Origin of the sequence: Streptomyces sp. NPDC012888 (assembly GCF_042900645.1) — a bacterium.
Lineage (GTDB): Bacteria > Actinomycetota > Actinomycetes > Streptomycetales > Streptomycetaceae > Streptomyces.
On sequence record NZ_JBIBBM010000002.1, the window covers coordinates 68802 to 87109 of the forward strand.

An 18308-nucleotide genomic window follows, 5' to 3' on the forward strand; every position below is an offset into this window, starting at 1 on the left:
GCCCCTCAGTGCTTGAGGATCTTGGAGAGGAAGTCCCGGGCCCGTTCGCTCTCCGGCGCGGTGAAGAACTCCTCGGGGGCGCGGTCCTCGACGATCCTGCCGTCGTCCATGAACACGACCCGGTTGGCGGCGGAGCGGGCGAAGCCCATCTCGTGCGTGACCACCACCATGGTCATGCCCTCCCGGGCGAGCTGCTGCATGACCTCCAGCACCTCGTTGATCATCTCGGGGTCGAGGGCGGAGGTCGGCTCGTCGAAGAGCAGCGCCTTCGGGTCCATGGCCAGGGCGCGGGCGATGGCCACGCGCTGCTGCTGGCCGCCGGAGAGCTGCGCGGGGAACTTCTCCGCCTGGTCGGCGAGGCCGACCCGGGCGAGGAGTTCGCGGGAGCGCTTGTCCGCCTCCTCCCTTCCGCGCTTGCGGACCTTGATCTGGGCCAGCGAGACGTTGGCCAGGACGGTCTTGTGCGCGAAGAGGTTGAAGGACTGGAACACCATGCCGACCTCGGCGCGGAGCGCCGCGAGTTCCTTGCCCTCGTCGGGGAGCGGACGGCCGTCGAGGGCGATCGTGCCCGACTCGATGGTCTCCAGGCGGTTGATGGTGCGGCACAGGGTGGACTTGCCGGAACCGGAGGGGCCGATGACCACCACCACCTCCCCGCGCCCGACGGTGAGGTCGATGTCTTTGAGGACGTGCAGCTCCCCGTAGTACTTGTTGACGTCCCGCAGTTCGATCAGCGGATCGACGGCCATGCGCTGCCCCACATTTCGGCTGTGTCGAGGTCAGCGCAAACTATCCACCCGGGGAGGGCACTTCACCTCGACACGCCTAAAAGCGGCATAAAGAACATGGGTCCGGGCGCGGACCCCCGGGTCAGGCCTCCGAGGCCTCCGCATGGGCCTGGCAGAGCTCGGGGGAACCGGTCATGGCCCAGGACACCCCGGCCTCCACCACGTTCAGCTCCCGCCCGGAGGCCAGCCGGATCACCGGCTGCCCGCTGGGCCGCACCTGCCAGCAGGCCCCGGGCACGGTACGGATGATGACCGTGCCCAGGTAGAAGCCCGCGTCGTTGCCCAGCCAGGGGGTGGCCTCCGGGTCCCGGCGCCAGCGCGGCATCAGCTGGTCCAGGGCCTCCAGGGAGGCGGGGCTCTCGTCGAGCTCCAGCCCGTCCGCTCTCGCCTGGACGCGCAGCATCTCGCACTCCGCGAACATCTCCGCGACGCCCTCCGGGTCGTCCGCGAGGACCGTGGCGAGCGCCGCCCCCTGTCCGGTCTCGTGCCGATTCAGCCAGTTGTCCAGGAAGGGGATGTTCATACCCTCAAGCGTCGCATCAGACGTCGAGATCGACAACGACCGGCGCGTGGTCCGAGGCCCCCTTGCCCTTGCGCTCCTCGCGGTCCACGTAGGCGTCCTTGACGGCCCCGGCGAACGGCTCGTTGCCGTAGACCAGGTCGATGCGCATGCCGCGGTTCTTGGGGAAGGCCAGCTGGCGGTAGTCCCAGTACGTGTACGGGCGGTCGTACTTGAGCGGGCGCGGGACCACGTCGGACAGCCCGGCGGCGCGCAGGGCCTCCAGGGCGGCCCGCTCGGCCGGCGTGACGTGGGTGAGGCCCTCGAAGACGGCCGGGTCGAAGACGTCCTCGTCGGTCGGCGCCACGTTGAAGTCGCCCAGCACCGCGAACGGGCGGGGACCGGCCGCGTCCTCGGCGACGGCGTCGCGCAGGGCGCGGAACCAGTCGAGCTTGTAGCCGTAGTGGTCGTGCGCGACCTCGCGGCCGTTGGGCACGTACACCGACCACAGCCGCACTCCGCCGCAGGTCGCGGAGATCGCGCGGGGCTCGGTGACGCCCTCGTAGTCCGGGCCGCCGGGCAGGCCCGTGACCACGTCCTCCAGGCCGACCCGGGAGAGCAGCGCGACGCCGTTCCACCGGCCGGTGCAGTTGGCCGCCGCCTCGTAGCCCGCCTCGCGCAGCGCGTCGAAGGGGAACTGCTCCGCCGTGCACTTCGTCTCCTGGACGCAGAGCACGTCGGTGCCGGAGGACTCCAGCCAGGCGAGCAGCCGGGGCAGCCGGGCGGTGATCGAGTTGACGTTGAACGTGGCGATACGCATGCCGTCCAACGTACCTCCCGGCACCGACAGCCGGCCCCCGGCCGGGCGGGGGCCGTGCTGTTCTGCGGCGTTCCGCGGAACGCGGCTAGTGCGGCCGGAGCTCGGAGCTCTGGCCCGCGGCCATCCGGGTGTGCGGGGCGCCGCCCAGGTTCGCCAGGGCGGTGTCGTAGACGGGCCGGGCGATGTCGGCGAGGTAGGCGTCGTGGATGTCGATCGCCTCACGCGGCTTGACCTCGCGCACGTAGTCGATCACCTCGGCGATCTTGTTCCATGGGGCGTGCACGGGCAGCATCAGCGTGTCCACCGGTACGCCGGGCACGGTCAGCGCGTCCCCGGGGTGGAAGAGGGACCCCTCGACCAGGTAGCCCACGTTGGTGACCCGCGGCACGTCCGGGTGGATCACGGCGTGGAGTTCGCCGTGCACCTGCACCTCGAACCCGGCCGCGGTGAAGGCGTCGCCGTGGCCGACGGTGTGCACCCGGCCCGGGTAGGCCGCGGCCAGCCGGTCCGCGACGCTGCGCAGGGTCCACAGCGCGGCGGCGGGGTTGGCGTCGAGGGCGGCCCGCAGCCGGCCCTCGTCGAAGTGGTCGGGGTGCTCGTGGGTGACCAGCAGGGCGTCGGCCCCGAGTCCGGCGTCGGCCTCGCTGAAGGCGCCCGGGTCGATGACGAGGACGCGCCCGTCCTTCTCCAGCTGCACGCAGGAGTGCAGCTTCTTGGTGAGCTTCATGATCCCCACCCTAGGTCCCCCCGGGGTCTCCCCGCCCCGGTCCTAGGGGGTGGCGGTGGAGACCACGTAGACCCTGGGTTTCTCCGGGTCGGTGAGGTCCACCGTGATGTCCTGGGTGGGGCGCGGGTCCTGTTGGTCGTGGGTGGTGCCGAACCACCGGTGCTCGGGCGACCAGCTCCAGCCGGCCACCTCGGCGTCGCGCTCGCCGATGGAGACGCCCGGGGTGAGGGCGTCCCGGCTGGTGCCGACGGCCTTCAGGAAGCCGTCGAGGTCCACGGGGTTGGTGGTGAACTGCACGTACAGCCGGCTGGTGCGCCAGTTGTTGGTCTCGTAGAAGCCGACGCCGGTCGACCAGTCGGGGACGGGCACCTCGTAGATGCTGCGCTGCACCCGGGAGGGCCAGCCCGGCCTGACCTGGGTCGCGGCGGCCTTGGCCGCCTTGTCGCGGCCGCTCTCCCGGCTCTGCTCGGCTGAGACGGCGAGGTAGCCGGCCGGGATGCCGATCAGCAGCACGATGATGACCGCGGTCAGCCAGCGCCGCCGCACCACGTGCCTGCGGTCCTCGGCGGGCGCCGCGGCGCCGCCGTCGGGGGCCTGGGCCGGGCGGGGCAGGGTGGGGGGCGGGTTCACTGCGGTTCCTGTTCCTCGGGCCCGGGGGCGGTGCGCCGGCCCGTGTAGCGTTCGTAGCGCTCGTAGCGTTCGACCCGGCGGCGCTTGGCCCTGCGGAAGCGGCGGGCCACCAGGCGGGCCAGGTCGGCGGCGCCGACCATGCCGGCCTCCGGGCCGAGCTGGGCCTTGGCGATCCGGGCCTCGGGGCGGTAGCCGCGGCCGGTCAGGTGGCGCCGGAACGCCTCCCTGGCCGGACCGATCAGCAGGTCGTCGGCGGCGCTCACGCCACCGCCGATGACGAAGCAGGAGGGGTCGAGGGCGGCGGCCAGGTTGGCGATGCCGACGCCCAGCCACTGCCCGATGTCCTGGAGCAGCTCCACGCACATGGCGTCGCCCTCGCGGGCGAGCTCGGTGATGAGCGGCCCGGTGATCTCCGGGACGTTCCCGCCGACCCGGGCGATCAGGCCGTACGCGACCGGGGAGTCCGCCGCGGCCAGCTCGCGGGCCTCGCGGACCAGGGCGTTGCCGGAGCTGTACTGCTCCCAGCAGCCGCGGTTGCCGCACGGGCAGCGGTGCCCGCCGGGCACCACCTGCATGTGCCCGAACTCGCCGGCCACGCCGTACTTGCCGCGCTTGACCTGGCCGTCCTCCAGGATGGCGCCGCCGATCCCGGTCCCGAGGGTGATCATGACGAGGTGGTCCTCGCCGCGTCCGGCGCCGAACCGCCATTCCGCCCAGGCGGCGGTGTTGGCGTCGTTGTCGACCATGACGGGGACGGCGAGCCGGGACTGGAGGGCGTCGCGGAGCGGCTCGTCCCGCCAGGCCAGGTGCGGGGCGAACAGCACCCGGGAGCGGTTCGCGTCGACCCAGCCGGCCGCGCCGATGCCCACGGCGTGCACGTCGTGCCGGTCGGACAGGTCCAGGACCAGCTCGGTGATGGTGTCCTCGACGACCTTGGGGCTCTTGGACTTGTCGGGGGTCTCGGTGCGGATCTTCTCCAGGATGTTGCCGTCGGCGTCGACGACACCGGCCATTACCTTGGTGCCGCCGATGTCGATGCCGACGGTCGGCACGCGCGGGGCGGTCAGGTGGGAGCGGCGCTCGCGGGCCCCGGCGGTCCGCAGGACGGTGCCCCGGGCCGCCCTGCGGTGGGCGAGCGTGAAGTCCCGGTACGTGCTCATCGAGTGCTACTCGTCCCTGTGGTCGGTCCTGTGGTCGGCCCGGTGGTCGGTGGCGCGGCCGGCGGCGGTCCCGTCGGTATCCGTCGATTCTGCCACCCGGGCCAGCTCGTGGCTCAGCTCGTCGAGCTCGGACCCGCCCGCCATCTGCCGGGTGAGCTCGTCCAGCGTGATGGAGCTCCGGGTGTGGGACCCCGCCATGGCGCCGCGTTTGAGCAGGACGAAGCGGTCGCCGACGAGGTGCGCGTGGTGCGGGTTGTGCGTGATGAGGACCACGCCGAGGCCGGCGTCGCGGGCGGCGGCCACGTACTTGAGGACCACGCCGGACTGCTTGACGCCGAGTGCGGCGGTGGGCTCGTCCAGGACGAGGACCTTGGCCCCGAAGTACACGGCGCGGGCGATGGCCACGCACTGCCGCTCGCCGCCGGACAGGGTACCGATGGGCTGGTCGACGTCGCGCAGGTCGATGCCCATGCGGAGCAGCTCGGCGCGGGTGGTCCGGCGCATCAGGTCCACGTCCAGGCGGCGGAACGGGCCGCGGCCGCGGGTCGGCTCGGAGCCGAGGAAGAAGTTCCGCCAGACCGGCATCAGGGGGACGACGGCGAGGTCCTGGTAGACGGTGGCGATGCCGCGGTCGAGGGCGGCGCGGGGGTTGGCCAGGACGGCCTCCTCGCCGTCGATCTCGAAGGTGCCCGCGTCGTGCTGGTGCAGACCCGCGATGATCTTGATGAGGGTGGACTTGCCGGCGCCGTTGTCGCCGAGGACGCAGGTGATCTCGCCGGCCGAGACCGTCAGGGAGACCCCTTCGAGGGCCCGGACGTTGCCGTAGTACTTGCTGACCCCGGTCAGCTCCACCAGCGCGGTCATGCCCGTGCCTCCGCCCGCTTGCGCACCCACGCGTTGAGCAGGGTGGCCAGCAGCAGCATCGCGCCGAGGAAGAACTTGAACCAGTCCGGGTTCCACTGGGCGTACACGATGCCGTTGCTGGTCATGCCGAAGATGAACGCGCCGACGGCCGAGCCGACGGCGGAGCCGTAGCCGCCGGTCATCAGACAGCCGCCGATGACGGCCGCGATGATGTAGAGGAACTCGTTGCCGACGCCCTCTCCCGACTGGACCACGTCGAAGGAGAAGAGGATGTGCTGGCCGGAGATCCAGGCGCACAGGGCCACGCCCATGTAGAGCCCGATCCGGGTCCTGACCACGGGCACGCCGACCGCGCGGGCCGCGTCCGCCCCGCCGCCCACCGCGAAGATCCAGTTGCCGGCCCGGGTGCGCAGCAGGATCCAGGTGGCGACGGCGACCAGGGCCAGCCACCACAGGATGGTGACCTTGAGGGTGACGCCGCCGACGTTCCACTGGGAGGCGAAGAGGGCCCGGGCGGAGGGGAAGCCCTCCATGTCGGCGATGGTCCTGGTGGACACCGAGCCGCTGATCAGCTTGGTGAAGCCGAGGTTCAGGCCGGTCAGCATGAGGAAGGTGCCCAGCGTGATGATGAAGCTGGGCAGCTTCGTCCGGGTCAGCATGAAGCCGTTGAAGAAGCCGACGGCGAGGGTGACCAGCAGGGACACGGCGACGCCGACCCAGACGTTGGCGGTCATCTGGTAGCTGAACATCGAGCTGACCAGCGCCGAGGTGGTGACCAGCACGCCGGCGGACAGGTCGAACTCGCCGCCGATCATCAGCAGGGCCACCGGCACGGCCATGATCCCGATGGTGGAGGCCGAGTAGAGGATCGTGCTGAGGCTGGACGCCTGGAGGAAGGTGTCGGCGGCGAAGGAGAAGAACACGAACACGGCGGCGGCACCGACGACCGCGCCGAGCTCGGGGCGTCCGAGCAGCCGCCGGACCAGGGTGACCGGGACGAGGCGCTCGTCGGCCGGGGCGGGGGCGGCGGTGCTCATCGCGTCACCCTCTTGATGAACTCCTCCAGCCGGGCCGCCTCGTCCTTGGTGACGATCTGCGGGCCGGTGAGGACCGGGCGGCCGCCGCCGAGGGTGTTGGCGTTGTAGCGGTACAGCCACAGCAGGTCGACCGCCTCGTAGCCCTGGAGGTACGGCTGCTGGTCCACGGCGAAGCCGAGCTCGCCGGACTTCAGGCCGCGGGCGACGGCCTCGTTGAGGTCGAAGGTGGCGACCTCGGCCTTGCTCCCGGCCGCCTCCCTGGCCTTGACCGCGGTCGCCGCGAACGGGGCACCGAGGGTGAGGACGGCGTCGAGGTCCGGTTCCGCCTGGAGCTTGGCCTGGAGGGCCGCCTGGACGGAGGGCATGTTGGTGCCCTCCACGTACAGGTTCTCCATGGTGCCGGGGAAGGTCTTCTTCGCTCCGGCGCAGCGCTGCTCGTGGCCGACGTTGCCCTGTTCGTGGAGGACGCAGACGGCCTTCCTGCGGTCGCGCCGGCCGAGCTCGGTGCCGACGGCCTCGCCGGCGATCTCCTCGTCCTGCCCGATGTGGGTGAGGGCCCCGTACTCCTTGGACTGGGCGGAGCCCGAGTTCACGGTGACCACCGGGATGCCGGCCTTCACGGCCTTGCCGAGGACGTCCTTGAGGGCTTCGGGCTTGGCCAGGCTGACGATGATCCCGTCGACCTTCTGGTCGATGGCGTTCTGCACGTACTGGGCCTGCGTCTGCGCCTGGTCGTCGTGGGCGTAGACGAAGTCGATGTTGTCCTTGGCCGCGGCCTCCTTGGCGCCCTTCTGGACGATGTCCCAGAAGGTGTCGCCGTCTCCCGCGTGGGTGATCATCGCGAAGGTCCAGCGCGGGGTGGAGACGGCCGGCCTGCCCTCGGCCGCGGCCCTGGCCCGTTCCTCGGCGCGCTTGCCGCCGGTGCTGCTGCAGCCTGCCAGGGAGGCCGCCAGTACCGCCGCGAGCACGGCGCCCGTGACGCGCACCCCTGTCCGAACCCTGGTCACGTCTGCGTGCCGTCCCTTCGAGCCGTCGAACCACTGTTGTCTAAAACCGGTCATTTGAGGTTTCAGCCGCCCAGTATCCGCCACAGTGGATGATGGGGGCCCATCGGGGCAGATTGACAGCCGACCCGCACGGGGTCAGGTTGAGTGCATGCGCATCGGGATCGTCGGAACGGGCCGGATCGGTTCGTTCCATGCGTCGGCGCTCGCCCGGAATCCCGACGCCGGCTCGCTGGTGCTCGCCGACGCCGACCCGGCGCGGGCCGCCCTGGTGGCCGCCCGGCTGGGCGCCACCGCCGCGCCCGGGGTCGACGAGGTGTTCAGCTGGGGTGTGGACGCGCTCGTGGTGGCCTGCTCCACGGAGGGGCACGCGGAGCTGGTGGTGCGGGCGGTACGGGCCGGGCTCCCGGTGTTCTGCGAGAAGCCGCTCGCTTCGGGCCTGGCCGGGACGGTGGCGGTGCTGCGGGAGGTGGCGGCCGCCGGCGGGGTGCTCCAGGTGGGTTTCATGCGCCGGTTCGACGCCGGCTACCGCACGGCGCGCGAGCTGGTGCGTTCGGGCGCGCTGGGCCGACTGCACACCGTACGCACGATGACGGCGGATCCGGCGCCGCCGCCGGCCGGCTACCTGGCGGGGTCGGGCGGCCTGTTCCGGGACTGCCTGCTGCACGACTTCGACATGGTCCGCTGGGTGACCGGCCGGGAGGTGGCCGAGGTGTACGCGGCGGGCTCGGACGCGGGCGGGGCGCAGTTCCGGGACGCCGGGGACGTGGACACGGCCGCGGCGCTCCTCACCCTGGACGACCGGACCCTGGTGACCTGCACCGGGACCCGCTGCAACGGGGCCGGCTACGACGTGCGGATGGAGCTGGCCGGGGACCTCGACCAGGTGTCGGCCGGGCTCGACGACCGTACGCCGATCGCCTCGACCGAACCGCACGGGCCGCCGCCCGCGAGCAAGCCGTGGAGGGGCTTCCTGGAGCGGTTCGGCCCGGCGTACGAGGCGGAGCTGGCGGCCTTCGTGCGGCTGGTGCGCGGCGAGGGCGGCAACCCGTGCGACGGGGCGGCGGCGCTGGCGGCGCTGCGGGTCGCGGAGGCGTGCGAGGTCTCGCGCCGGGAGCGGCGGCCGGTGGCGCCGGCCGAGCTGCCCGGGGCGTGACGGCCCGGGCGGCCGGGGCGTGGGCCCGGGCGGCGGGGTCCGGGGCGGCGGGGGCACCGGGCCGCCGCTACCAGCGCACCGGGAGCCGCCTGAGGCCTCGGATCAGCGAGCCGGGCACCCACTCCGGCGGCCCCGCGGCGGGGTCGGCCGCCAGCCCGGGGAAGCGTTCCAGCAAGGAGCGGATCGCCACCCGGCCCTCCAGCCGGGCGAGCGGCGCGCCGAGGCAGTAGTGGATGCCGTGGCCGAAGGCCAGGTGGCCCTGAGGGGCGCGGTGGATGTCGAAGCTGTCGGGGCGGGCGAAGCGGGCGGGGTCGTGGTCGGCCCCGGCGAGGGAGACCAGTACGGTCGCGCCGGCCGGGACGACGGTGCCGGCGAGCTCCACCTCGGTGCGGGCGAACCGGTAGGTGGCGTTCTCGACCGGGCCGTCGTAGCGCAGCATCTCCTCGACGGCGCCGTCGAGGAGACCGTCGGGGTCGGCGCGCAGGGCGGCCAGCTGGGCGGGGTGGGCGAGCAGGGCGCGGACCCCGTTGGCGATCAGGTTGACGGTGGTCTCGTGGCCGGCGATGAGCAGCAGGTAGGCCATGCCGATCAGCTCGTCGTGGGTCAGCCGGTCCCCGTCCTCGTCACGGGTCCGGATGAGGGCGCTGAGCAGGTCCTCGCCGGGGCGGCCCGCCTTGTCGGCGATGAGCTCGGTCAGGAAGTCGGACATCTGCTTGAACGCCTCGGCCGCGGCCTCCGGTGCGCTGGGGGCGACGATCTCGTTGGACCACAGCCGGAACCGGTCGCGGTCGAGGTCCGGGACGCCGAGCAGCTCGCAGATGACGGTCATGGGCAGCGGGAAGGCCAGCGCCCGGATCAGGTCGGCCGAACGGGACTCCTCGGCGGCCATGGCGTCGAGGAGTCCGTCGGTGATCTGCTGCACGCGGGGCCGGAGGGCCTCCACCCGGCGGGCCGTGAACTCGCGGACGACCAGGCGGCGGAGCCGGGTGTGGTCGGGCGGGTCGGCCTCCAGCATGTTGGTGCTGACGGCGACGACCTCGTCGGCGGAGCCGGGGGCGTAGAACGTGGACAGCTGGCTGTTCTTGCACAGGTCGGGGTGGTTGAGGGCCTCGCGGGCCGCTTCGTGGCCGACGACCAGCCAGCCCTCCGTCCCGTCGCTGTTGACGAACCGGTGGACCGGGCCGGCCTCCCGTGCCCGCGCGTAGGCGGGGTAGGGGTCTGCGTTGAACGCGTCGGCGCCGTCGGCGTCCGGCCTGAAGTCGATGGTCGGCATCCGATCACTGTATGAGCGGAGTTCACCGTTTCGACCCGTTGTTTTCGGACATCAGCCCGCGGCGCGGCGTCCCCATGCCGTCCCGGCCAGCACCAGGGCCGCGCCGGCCAGCCCGACGGAGCCGATCCGTTCCCCTCCGATGGCGATCCCGGCGGCGGCGGCCCAGAGGGGTTCCGTGCCCAGCAGGAGGCTGACGCGCGAGGGTGAGCTGCGGCGGACGGCCCACATCTGCACGAAGAACGCGAACAGGGTGCAGAAGACGGCGAGGAAGAGCAGCCCGGCCCATTCGCCGGGGCCGAAGTCCGCGGCGGCGGCCCACGGGGTGGCGCCGGTGCCGGGCAGCGCGGCGAGGACCGCGAAAACCGCGACGGCGGCGCCGAGCTGGACGGTGGTGAGGGCCAGCGGGTCGCCGCCGTCGAGGCTCTTCATCCGGGCGGTCATCAGCACGTTCGCGGTCCGCGCGAGGGCCGCGCCGAGGATCAGCAGGTCTCCGGTGCCGGGTGCGCTGAAACCGGAGCCCTGGGTGAGCAGCACCACCCCGGCCACGGAGAGGGCGGCGGCGGCGAGGAAGGACCCCGAGGGCCGGCTCCGGCGGACGGCGGACTCGGCGAGCGGGGTGAAGATCATGGTCAGGCTGATGATCAGCCCGGCGTTGGTGGCGGAGGTGTGGACGACGCCGTAGGTCTCCAGCAGGAAGATCAGCCCGAGGACGAGCCCCAGCGATCCGGCGCCGGCGACCTGCCGCGGCCGCAGCGCCCGCAGCCGCCGGTAGCCGACGGCGACGAGCACGGGCAGCACGACGGCGAACCGGAGCACGAGGACGGCGATGACGGTGTGCGCGGTGGTGACGCCCTTGGCGGCGAGGTAGCTGCCGCCCCACACGACGGCGACGAGCAGCACGGGGAGGTCGGCGGGCCAGGTGGCGCGGCGGGGGGCGATGGCGATGGCGGTCACTCGGGTCTCCAACGAAGCGCGGCGAACGGAGACTTCGTCGGCTCCCGGGCGCCCCACGCTACCCGCGCGCACCGCCGCCCCTCGACCCGTTTTCCCCGCGGCCCGGCGCCGCCGCGCATACCCGCCGCCACGCGCCGCCGCCCTGCGGGACGATTGCCCACACCGGGGGCGGGGGCGCGGCCCCGCAGCGGGGCGGGGGTGGCCGGCGCGGGGTGCCACGCCGGGGCGGGGTTATTCGCCGATCGTGGCGAAGGTGGCGCGGCCCGTCGGGCGGTACGTGTGGATCGACGTCCCCGAGTCCGTCATCCGGTGGGCCACCAGCTCGAAGGCCGTCGGCAGACCCCCCGTCGGGAACAGCCGGCGACCCGCGCCCAGGAAGACCGGGTACACGAGCAGGTTGATCTCCTCGACCAGGTCCCGCGCCAGCAGGTACTGAGCGAGCATCCCGCTCCCGTGCACCTGGAGTTCGCGGTCCTCCGGCAGTGTGTCCTTCACGCGGACGATCTCGGACTGGAGCTGTTCGCCGTCGAGGACGGTGGTGCGCGCCCAGTCCGGGTCCTTCAGCGTGGTGGAGGCCACGTACTTGGGCAGGGAGTTGAGCCCGGAGGAGATCGGGTCACCCGGCTCCTCGTGCGACGGCCAGTACGCGGCGAAGATGTCGTACGTGCGCCGGCCGAGGAGGAACGCGTCCGCGCGGTCGAAGACCTCCGTCATGAAGCCGATCATCTGGTCGTCGGCGTACGGCGCCAGCCAGCCGCCGTACTCGAAGCCGCCGCTGCGGTCCTCGTCGGGGCCCCCGGGGGCCTGCATGACTCCGTCGAGCGTGACGAAGGAGGTGAGGGTCAGCTTGCCCATGGTTCTGCGCTCCTGGTTCGCGGTCGGTCGCTGTGTTGCCACCGGTTCAGACTCCCCGAGCGGACGGAACTCATCGGCGCGGCACGCGGACTCCCCCCGCGATCCCGCCGGACCGGCGGCCCTTAGGGTTCGGGTGATCGACGGGGTACGGGGGGAGAACGATGGACGCGACGACCGGGGTGTTCAAGCCGCTGCAGGCGGACGATCCCCCGGTCGTCGGCGGCTACCGGCTCGCGGCCCGGCTCGGGGCCGGCGGCATGGGCCGGGTCTACCTCTCGCACACCCGGGGCGGCCGGCCGGTCGCGCTCAAGGTCGTCCGGCCGGAGCTCGCCGAGGACCCGGAGTTCCGGCGCCGGTTCCGCCGTGAGGTGGAGGCCGCCCGGCGCGTGCGGGGCGCCTACACCGCCGAGCTGATCGACGCCGACCCCGACGCACCCGCGCCCTGGCTGGCCACGCTCTACGTGCCCGGGCCCTCGCTGACCGAGGCCGTCGCCCGGCAGGGCCCGCTGCCCGTGCCGGCGGTGCTCTGGCTGATGGCGGGGGTGGCCGAGGCGCTGCGGGCGATCCACGGCGCGGGCGTCGTGCACCGGGACATGAAGCCGTCGAACGTCCTGCTGGCCGCCGACGGGCCCCGCGTGATCGACTTCGGCATCTCGCTGGCCTCGGGCGTCAGCTCGCACACGGCCACCGGCGCCATGATCGGGACGCCCGCCTTCATGGCGCCGGAGCAGGCGTCGGGGCGTCCCGTCACCGCGGCCGCCGACGTCTTCTCGCTGGGTCAGACGGCGGCGTTCGCGGCACTGGGCGAACCGCTGTACGACGGCGGCTCCCACATGATCGTGATGTACCGGATCGTGCACGAGCGGCCCGACCTGTCGCTCCTTCCGGCGCCGCTGCGACCGCTACTGGGCCGCTGCCTGGCCGCCGATCCCGCGGAGCGGCCCACCCCGGCGGAGGTCGTGGACTGGTGCCGCGGCCGGCTGGGCGGGGACGGCGCCGGCACGGGGCCGTCCGTGTGGCACGCGGTGACCGGGCCCGAGGTGGTCGTTCCGGAGCCGGTGCCCCATCCCACGCCGGTGCAGGACGTGCCGGTGCAGGACCCGTGGGCAGCGCCGCGGCGGGTGCCGGCGTCGCCCGGGCCGGAGCCGCGACCGCCCCGCCGGCGGCGCACCGCACTGCTCACGGCCGGAGCCGTGGCCGCCGCCGCGGTACTGGTGGCGGGGCTGGTCTGGACGGTGGTCGACGCCGGGGACCGGTTCGGGGCGGCCGGTGGATCCCCGTCGCCGTCGCAGTCGCAGTCGCGGTCACAGTCGCGGTCGCCCTCGGCCGCCCCGAGTGCGTCCGGACCGCGGCGGCCGGTTCCGTTCCCCCTGCAATGGCTGGACGCCCGGACCTCCGTGGACTTCAAGCGGCCCGAGGGCCGCGAGGACCGCTCCGGCGACATCCGTTTCACCTGCGGGGGCGAGCACTCCGTCGGCTGTGCGCTGGAGAGCGACAGCAGCGTGTTCGCCATGCACCACGTGGAGGAGGGCGCCACCCTCGCCACCTGCCGCGCCGCCCTCGACGTCGCCGGCGCGCTGCGGGCCAAGGCCGCGGAGGGCCGGACGCTCCCCCTGGCGGGGGCGGCGGTCGGCAGTCAGATCTGCGTCAGGCACCCGTCGGGGGACGTCGCGCTCCTCGTGGTGCAGGCGAAGTCCACCGCGCTGCCGAAGAGCGGGAACTCCTTCGTGACCCTGGAGATGTCCGTCTGGCGGCAGTCCTGAGCTCCCCGCAACCGCGGAACGCCAGGTCGCATTCCCGCCAGCGCCGGTCCCCGCGCCCCGGTTCCATAGAACTCGTTGAACGGACAACCAGTCGGCGAGGAGAGATCATGAACAGCAGGACCGCGGTGGTCACGGGCGGCAGCCGGGGCATCGGGGCGGCGACCGCCCTGCGGCTGGCCCACGAGGGCATGGACGTCGCGCTCACCTACGCCGGGGACGAACGGGCCGCGGGCGAGGTGGTGCGCCGGATCGAGGCGCTCGGCCGCCGTGCCAAGGCGGTCCGCGCCGACGCCGGGAACCCGGCCGAGGCCGCGGGCGCCGTCGAGTGGGCCGCCGACGCCTTCGGCCGGCTCGACGTACTGGTCAACAACGCGGGTATCGGCGTGCTCGGCCCGCTGGACGGTCTGACCCTGGCCGACGTGGACCGGGTGCTCGCGGTCAACGTGCGCGGCGCGTTCCTGGCCGCACAGGCCGCCGCCGGCCGGATGCGGGAGGGCGGGCGGATCATCACCATCGGCAGCTGCGTCGCCCAGCGGGTCCCGGGCCCGGGCGCCACCCTGTACGCGATGAGCAAGTCCGCGCTGACCGGCCTGACCAAGGCACTGGCCCGCGAGCTGGGCGGGCGGGGGATCACGGCGAACGTCGTGCATCCCGGCCCGGTCGACACCGACATGAACCCGGCGGACGGCCCGTACGCGCAGGGCCAGAGCGACGGAACGGCACTGGGGCGGTTCGCCCGGCCGGAGGAGGTCGCCTCGATGGTCGCGTACCTGGCGCGCGAGGAGGCCACGTACGTGACGGGCGCCGAACTCTCCGTGGACGGCGGCCACGCGGCCTGACCGGTCGCCCGCCAGCCCGGACCCGGCGGAAGGGGCCCGCGGACGCCGACGGGGCGCACCGGGGTGAAGGAGACCCCGGTGCGCCCCACGGGCTGTCCGGGAGCCCGCCGGTGCTGTCGGCCGGCGCGCTCCGCGGCGCCCGGGCGGGTGTCGCTCCGCCCGGGCGGGGCCCCGGGGGTGTCGGCCCCCGGGGTCGTTCACCGTTCCGGCGTCAGCCGCCGAGCTCCTGGTGGCGCGCGGTGAGCGCGGCGCGGCCGCCCTCGGTCAGCGAGCCGTACAGGCGCAGGCGGGAGAAGCCGCCGTCCGGGAAGATGTCGATCCGGACGTGGGTGCCGACCGCCGGGGCGTCCAGGACGAACCGGTGGTTGGTGTCGGGCTGCAGGCGGGTCCGGGGCAGGAACTCCTGCCACTCGCCCTCCTCAGCGGTCTTGACGGAGAGGGAGGCCCAGCCGGCCGAGTTGCCCTTGAGGTAGGCGGTGTCGATCTCGATCGCGCGGATCTCGGACTCGGCGACGAGCTGGTAGCGGATCCAGTCGTTGCCGTTGTCGCGGCGGCGGGCGGTCTCCCAGCCGTCGTCCATCTTGCGGGAGCGGCCCGGGTTGATGGTGTTGGTCGGCGGGGAGTAGAAGCGGTTGGACGCGTCCTGGACGGCGCCGCCGTTCTCCAGCGCGACCACGTCGAAGGAGCCGAGGGCGTCGAGCCACTTCGGGTCGGGCAGGACCTCGCCGTAGACGCGGAGACGGGCGATGCCGCCGTCGGGGTGCTGGTTGACGCGCAGGTGCGTGAAGCGCTGCTCGGTGGTCACCTCGAAGCCGTTGGCCGCGTGGCCGCCGACGGGGGTGCGCGGTACCAGGGTCGTCCACTTGACGTCGTCACCGAGGAGCTCCTCCGGGGTGGGGGCGAGCGCGCCCTCCCAGTTGGTGCCCTCGATGGACACGGCCTGCGGCATGTTGCCGCGGAAGTGGGCGGTGTCGACGACGATGCCGCGGATCACGCCGGGGGCGCCGAGGCGTACGAGCGCCCAGTCGTGGTCCTCGGGCGTCGGCCAGGGCTGCTCGGCGGACACGCCGCGGCGGCGGCGCGTCTCCCAGCCGTCCATGACCTTGCCCTTGTGGCCGAAGTGCTCGGGGTCGAAGTGCGCGGCCTCGGCGACCAGCAGGTTCTCGCGCTGGGCGAAGAACTCGTCGTTGGCGGCGATGACACCGGCGCCGAGCTCGCGGGCGGCGAGGTTGGCGTACTGGGTGAACGGGAACTCGGCCGAGCGGTAGTCGGCGTACGGGTCACCGCCCCCGTACGGGTTCGCGTTACCGGTGAAGGAAGCCAGGCCAGTTGAACGCTGTGCCACTGTCAGTTCTGCCTTTCGAGGAGGAGGCCGGTGGGCTCGGACGGGGTGCCGTGGTCGGCGATCTTCGTGCCGCGCAGCCAGGTGGACTTCACGACGCCGTGCAGGGTCTTGCCCGCGTACGCCGTGACCTGGTTGCGGTGGTGGAGCTCGGCCGGGTCCACAGTGAACGTTTCTTCAGGGGCCAGCACCGCGAAGTCGGCGTCGCGACCGGCCTCGATGGCGCCCTTCTGGGCCAGGCCCGCGAGCGCGGCCGGGGCGGCGGACATCCAGCGCACGACGTCCTCCAGGGACCGTCCGCGCCGGCGCGCCTCGGTCCAGATCGCCGGGAGGCCCAGCTGGAGGGAGGAGATGCCGCCCCAGGCGGTGGAGAAGTCGCTGGTCTTCAGGTCCGCGGTGGACGGCGAGTGGTCGGAGACGATGCAGTCGATCGTGCCGTCGGCGAGCGCGTCCCACAGCAGGTCCTGGTTGGCGGCCTCGCGGATGGGCGGGCAGCACTTGAACTCGCTGGCGCCGTCGGGCACTTCCTCGGCGGTGAGGGTGAGGTAGTGCGGGCAGGACTCGACGGTGATCCGGACGCCCTCGGCCTTTGCGGCGGCGATCAGGGGCAGCGCGTCGGAGGAGGACAGGTGCAGGACGTGCACCCGGGCGCCGAGCCGCTTGGCCTGGGCGATCAGGTTCTCGATCGCGGTGTTCTCGGCGTCGCGCGGCCGGGAGGCGAGGAAGTCGGCGTACTTGGGGCCGGGGACGACGGGCGCGGAGTCCAGGTGGTGCGGGTCCTCGGCGTGCACGATCATCAGGCCGCCGAAGCCGGCGACCTCGGCGAGGGAGGCGGCCAGCTGCTCCTGGTCCAGCTCGGGGAACTCCTCGACGCCGGAGGGCGAGAGGAAGCACTTGAAGCCGAAGACGCCGGCGTCGTGCAGCGGGCGCAGGTCCTTGACGTTGTCGGGCAGGGCGCCGCCCCAGAAGCCGACGTCCACGTGCGCCTTGGCGCGGGCGACGTCCTGCTTGACGACCAGGTTGGCGACCGTGGTGGTGGGCGGCAGCGAGTTGAGCGGCATGTCGAGGATCGTGGTGATGCCTCCGGCCGCGGCGGCGCGGGTGGCCGTCCAGAAGCCCTCCCACTCGGTGCGGCCGGGGTCGTTCACATGGACGTGGGTGTCGACCAGGCCAGGGAGCAGGACGTCGTCGCCGAAGTCCTCCAGACGGGCGCCGGCGGGCACGTCCGCCTCGTACGGCAGTACGGCCGCGATCTTCCCGGCGGCGACGGCCACCGAAGCGGCGCGCGTCCCCTCGGGGGTGATGACGCGCGTCGAGCGCAGTACCAGTTCCACTGCCACGTCGGACACCCGGAACCTCCCCATCTACTTCCACAGAGCGAAATTCAACGTTCTGTTGACGGAGTCTTCACCTCGATCGGGGGCCAGTCAAGAGCGCCCGGAGGGACAGCCCACGCGTCCGTGCCGCTATTGGAGGTTTCCACGGAATGGAATTAGGATTTCGCTCTACAGAACGTAGCTACTGCCACGGGCAGCCGGGCGGACACCCGGCGCGAGCCTTCGGGCACTCGGACAAACCCGCTCTGACCGGCGAAGACGGCCACGGCCCGGCCACGCCCCGGCACTAGGGTGGACGCCGGGCGCCGGGTAGGCTGCTTGCTTGCCTGCCAGCACCGAAAGGACCGCGCCGTGCCGACGTCCAGCGCCAGCACCACCGACGCCTCCGCCAAGACGACCGCCGCCAGCGGTGGCGTCCAGTCCCTCGAGCGCGCCTTCGACCTGCTCGAACGCATGGCCGACGCCGGGGGCGAGGTCGGCCTGAGCGAGCTGTCCGCCGCGAGCGGGCTGCCGCTGCCCACCATCCACCGTCTCATGCGCACGCTCGTCGCGTGCGGCTACGTGCGGCAGCAGCCGAACCGGCGCTACTCCCTCGGCCCGCGCCTGATCCGCCTCGGCGAGTCGGCGTCCCGGCTGCTGGGGACCTGGGCCCGGCCGTACCTGGCCAGGCTGGTCGAGGAGACGGGCGAGACGGCGAACATGGCGCTGCTCGACGGTGACGAGATCGTGTACGTCGCGCAGGTGCCGTCCAAGCACTCCATGCGGATGTTCACGGAGGTGGGGCGGCGGGTGCTGCCGCACTCGACCGGCGTGGGCAAGGCGCTGCTGGCGCACACCCCGGCGGACGAGGTCCGCGCCCTGCTGGCGCGCACCGGCATGCCGGCGGCCACGGAGAAGACCATCACCACGCCGGAGGGCTTCCTGGAGGCCCTGGAACACGTCCGCCGGGTCGGCTACGCGGTGGACGACAACGAGCAGGAGATAGGAGTCCGCTGCCTGGCAGTGTCGGTGCCGGACTCGCCGACGGCGGCGGCGATCTCCATCTCGGGGCCGGCGGGACGGGTGACGGAGTCGGTGGCGGAGTCCTTCGTCCCGATCCTGAAGGGCGTGGCCGCGGAACTCTCCGTGGCCCTGTCGAACCAGAACCACCACCCGGCCTGACGCCCGGGTCCCGGCGGAGACCTGCCGGGCAGCCCCGGCTCCGGCACGGGTACCGCCCGGCACGTGCAGCCCCGCCGGCGATTGAGGCGTGGGGGGGCG

Annotated in this window: 18 protein-coding genes; 4 read left to right on the plus strand and 14 right to left on the minus strand. The window is 73.1% G+C overall.

Going from position 1 to position 18308, the window contains the following annotated elements; genetic code table 11:
* Nucleotides 1–5: 5 nt before the first annotated feature.
* From ACFY61_RS02810 to ACFY61_RS02850, 9 genes are all read right to left on the minus strand, one after another.
* Nucleotides 6–749 (minus strand): amino acid ABC transporter ATP-binding protein, encoded by a 744-nt coding sequence (locus ACFY61_RS02810; RefSeq protein WP_389466091.1) that lies wholly within the window; start codon nt 747–749, stop codon nt 6–8.
* A 121-nt stretch (nt 750–870) separates the two neighbouring features.
* Complete coding sequence (locus ACFY61_RS02815; protein WP_389466094.1) at nt 871–1311, minus strand: DUF6278 family protein; 441 nt, start codon at nt 1309–1311, stop codon at nt 871–873.
* 16 nt (nt 1312–1327) lie between these two features.
* Nucleotides 1328–2107 (minus strand): exodeoxyribonuclease III, encoded by a 780-nt coding sequence (locus ACFY61_RS02820; protein WP_389466096.1) that lies wholly within the window; start codon nt 2105–2107, stop codon nt 1328–1330.
* An 85-nt stretch (nt 2108–2192) separates the two neighbouring features.
* Entirely contained in the window at nt 2193–2834 is a 642-nt protein-coding gene (locus tag ACFY61_RS02825; protein WP_389466099.1) for an MBL fold metallo-hydrolase, read from the minus strand.
* Nucleotides 2835–2876: 42 nt separating this feature from the next.
* Nucleotides 2877–3464, minus strand: a complete 588-nt coding sequence (locus ACFY61_RS02830) for a hypothetical protein (RefSeq protein ID WP_389466101.1) — start codon at nt 3462–3464, stop codon at nt 2877–2879.
* Complete coding sequence (locus tag ACFY61_RS02835; RefSeq protein ID WP_389466104.1) at nt 3461–4624, minus strand: ROK family glucokinase; 1164 nt, start codon at nt 4622–4624, stop codon at nt 3461–3463. Before ACFY61_RS02835 ends, ACFY61_RS02830 begins: the two co-directional genes overlap by 4 nt.
* Nucleotides 4625–4630: 6 nt before the next feature.
* Complete coding sequence (locus ACFY61_RS02840; protein WP_389466106.1) at nt 4631–5488, minus strand: ATP-binding cassette domain-containing protein; 858 nt, start codon at nt 5486–5488, stop codon at nt 4631–4633.
* Nucleotides 5485–6525, minus strand: a complete 1041-nt coding sequence (locus ACFY61_RS02845; protein WP_389466108.1) for an ABC transporter permease — start codon at nt 6523–6525, stop codon at nt 5485–5487. Before ACFY61_RS02845 ends, ACFY61_RS02840 begins: the two co-directional genes overlap by 4 nt.
* Nucleotides 6522–7532 carry a sugar ABC transporter substrate-binding protein gene (locus tag ACFY61_RS02850; protein ID WP_389466110.1) on the minus strand — a complete coding sequence of 337 codons (1011 nt, stop codon included), beginning with the start codon at nt 7530–7532 and terminating at the stop codon, nt 6522–6524. The genes ACFY61_RS02845 and ACFY61_RS02850 overlap by 4 nt, the downstream gene beginning before the upstream one ends.
* 148 nt (nt 7533–7680) lie before the next feature.
* Here ACFY61_RS02850 and ACFY61_RS02855 point away from each other — a divergent pair, with 148 nt between their 5' ends.
* The gene (locus ACFY61_RS02855; protein WP_389466112.1) at nt 7681–8685 is read left to right on the plus strand and encodes a Gfo/Idh/MocA family oxidoreductase; all 1005 of its coding nucleotides are present in this window, start codon (nt 7681–7683) and stop codon (nt 8683–8685) included.
* A 67-nt stretch (nt 8686–8752) separates the two neighbouring features.
* On the opposite strand, the gene ACFY61_RS02860 is transcribed toward ACFY61_RS02855, so the two are convergent.
* The 3 genes from ACFY61_RS02860 to ACFY61_RS02870 form a co-directional block, all read right to left on the minus strand.
* Nucleotides 8753–9958, minus strand: a complete 1206-nt coding sequence (locus ACFY61_RS02860; protein WP_389466114.1) for a cytochrome P450 — start codon at nt 9956–9958, stop codon at nt 8753–8755.
* A gap of 51 nt (nt 9959–10009) precedes the next feature.
* Nucleotides 10010–10912 (minus strand): DMT family transporter, encoded by a 903-nt coding sequence (locus ACFY61_RS02865; protein ID WP_389466117.1) that lies wholly within the window; start codon nt 10910–10912, stop codon nt 10010–10012.
* Nucleotides 10913–11143: 231 nt separating this feature from the next.
* On the minus strand, nt 11144–11767 hold the full coding sequence (locus ACFY61_RS02870; RefSeq protein ID WP_389466119.1) for a dihydrofolate reductase family protein: 624 nt from the start codon (nt 11765–11767) through the stop codon (nt 11144–11146).
* Nucleotides 11768–11928: 161 nt separating this feature from the next.
* On the opposite strand from ACFY61_RS02870, the gene ACFY61_RS02875 reads away from it, so the two are divergent.
* Entirely contained in the window at nt 11929–13530 is a 1602-nt protein-coding gene (locus ACFY61_RS02875; protein ID WP_389466122.1) for a serine/threonine-protein kinase, read from the plus strand.
* Nucleotides 13531–13637: 107 nt separating this feature from the next.
* Complete coding sequence (locus tag ACFY61_RS02880; protein ID WP_389466125.1) at nt 13638–14369, plus strand: SDR family oxidoreductase; 732 nt, start codon at nt 13638–13640, stop codon at nt 14367–14369.
* 211 nt (nt 14370–14580) lie between these two features.
* Here ACFY61_RS02880 and alc read toward each other — a convergent pair whose 3' ends face one another.
* Nucleotides 14581–15714 carry an allantoicase gene (gene alc, locus ACFY61_RS02885; RefSeq protein WP_389466128.1) on the minus strand — a complete coding sequence of 378 codons (1134 nt, stop codon included), beginning with the start codon at nt 15712–15714 and terminating at the stop codon, nt 14581–14583.
* 2 nt (nt 15715–15716) lie between these two features.
* The gene (gene allB / locus ACFY61_RS02890) at nt 15717–17075 is read right to left on the minus strand and encodes an allantoinase AllB (RefSeq protein ID WP_389466131.1); all 1359 of its coding nucleotides are present in this window, start codon (nt 17073–17075) and stop codon (nt 15717–15719) included.
* A gap of 324 nt (nt 17076–17399) precedes the next feature.
* On the opposite strand from allB, the gene ACFY61_RS02895 reads away from it, so the two are divergent.
* The gene (locus ACFY61_RS02895) at nt 17400–18209 is read left to right on the plus strand and encodes an IclR family transcriptional regulator (protein WP_389466135.1); all 810 of its coding nucleotides are present in this window, start codon (nt 17400–17402) and stop codon (nt 18207–18209) included.
* The last annotated feature ends 99 nt before the right edge of the window (nt 18210–18308 follow it).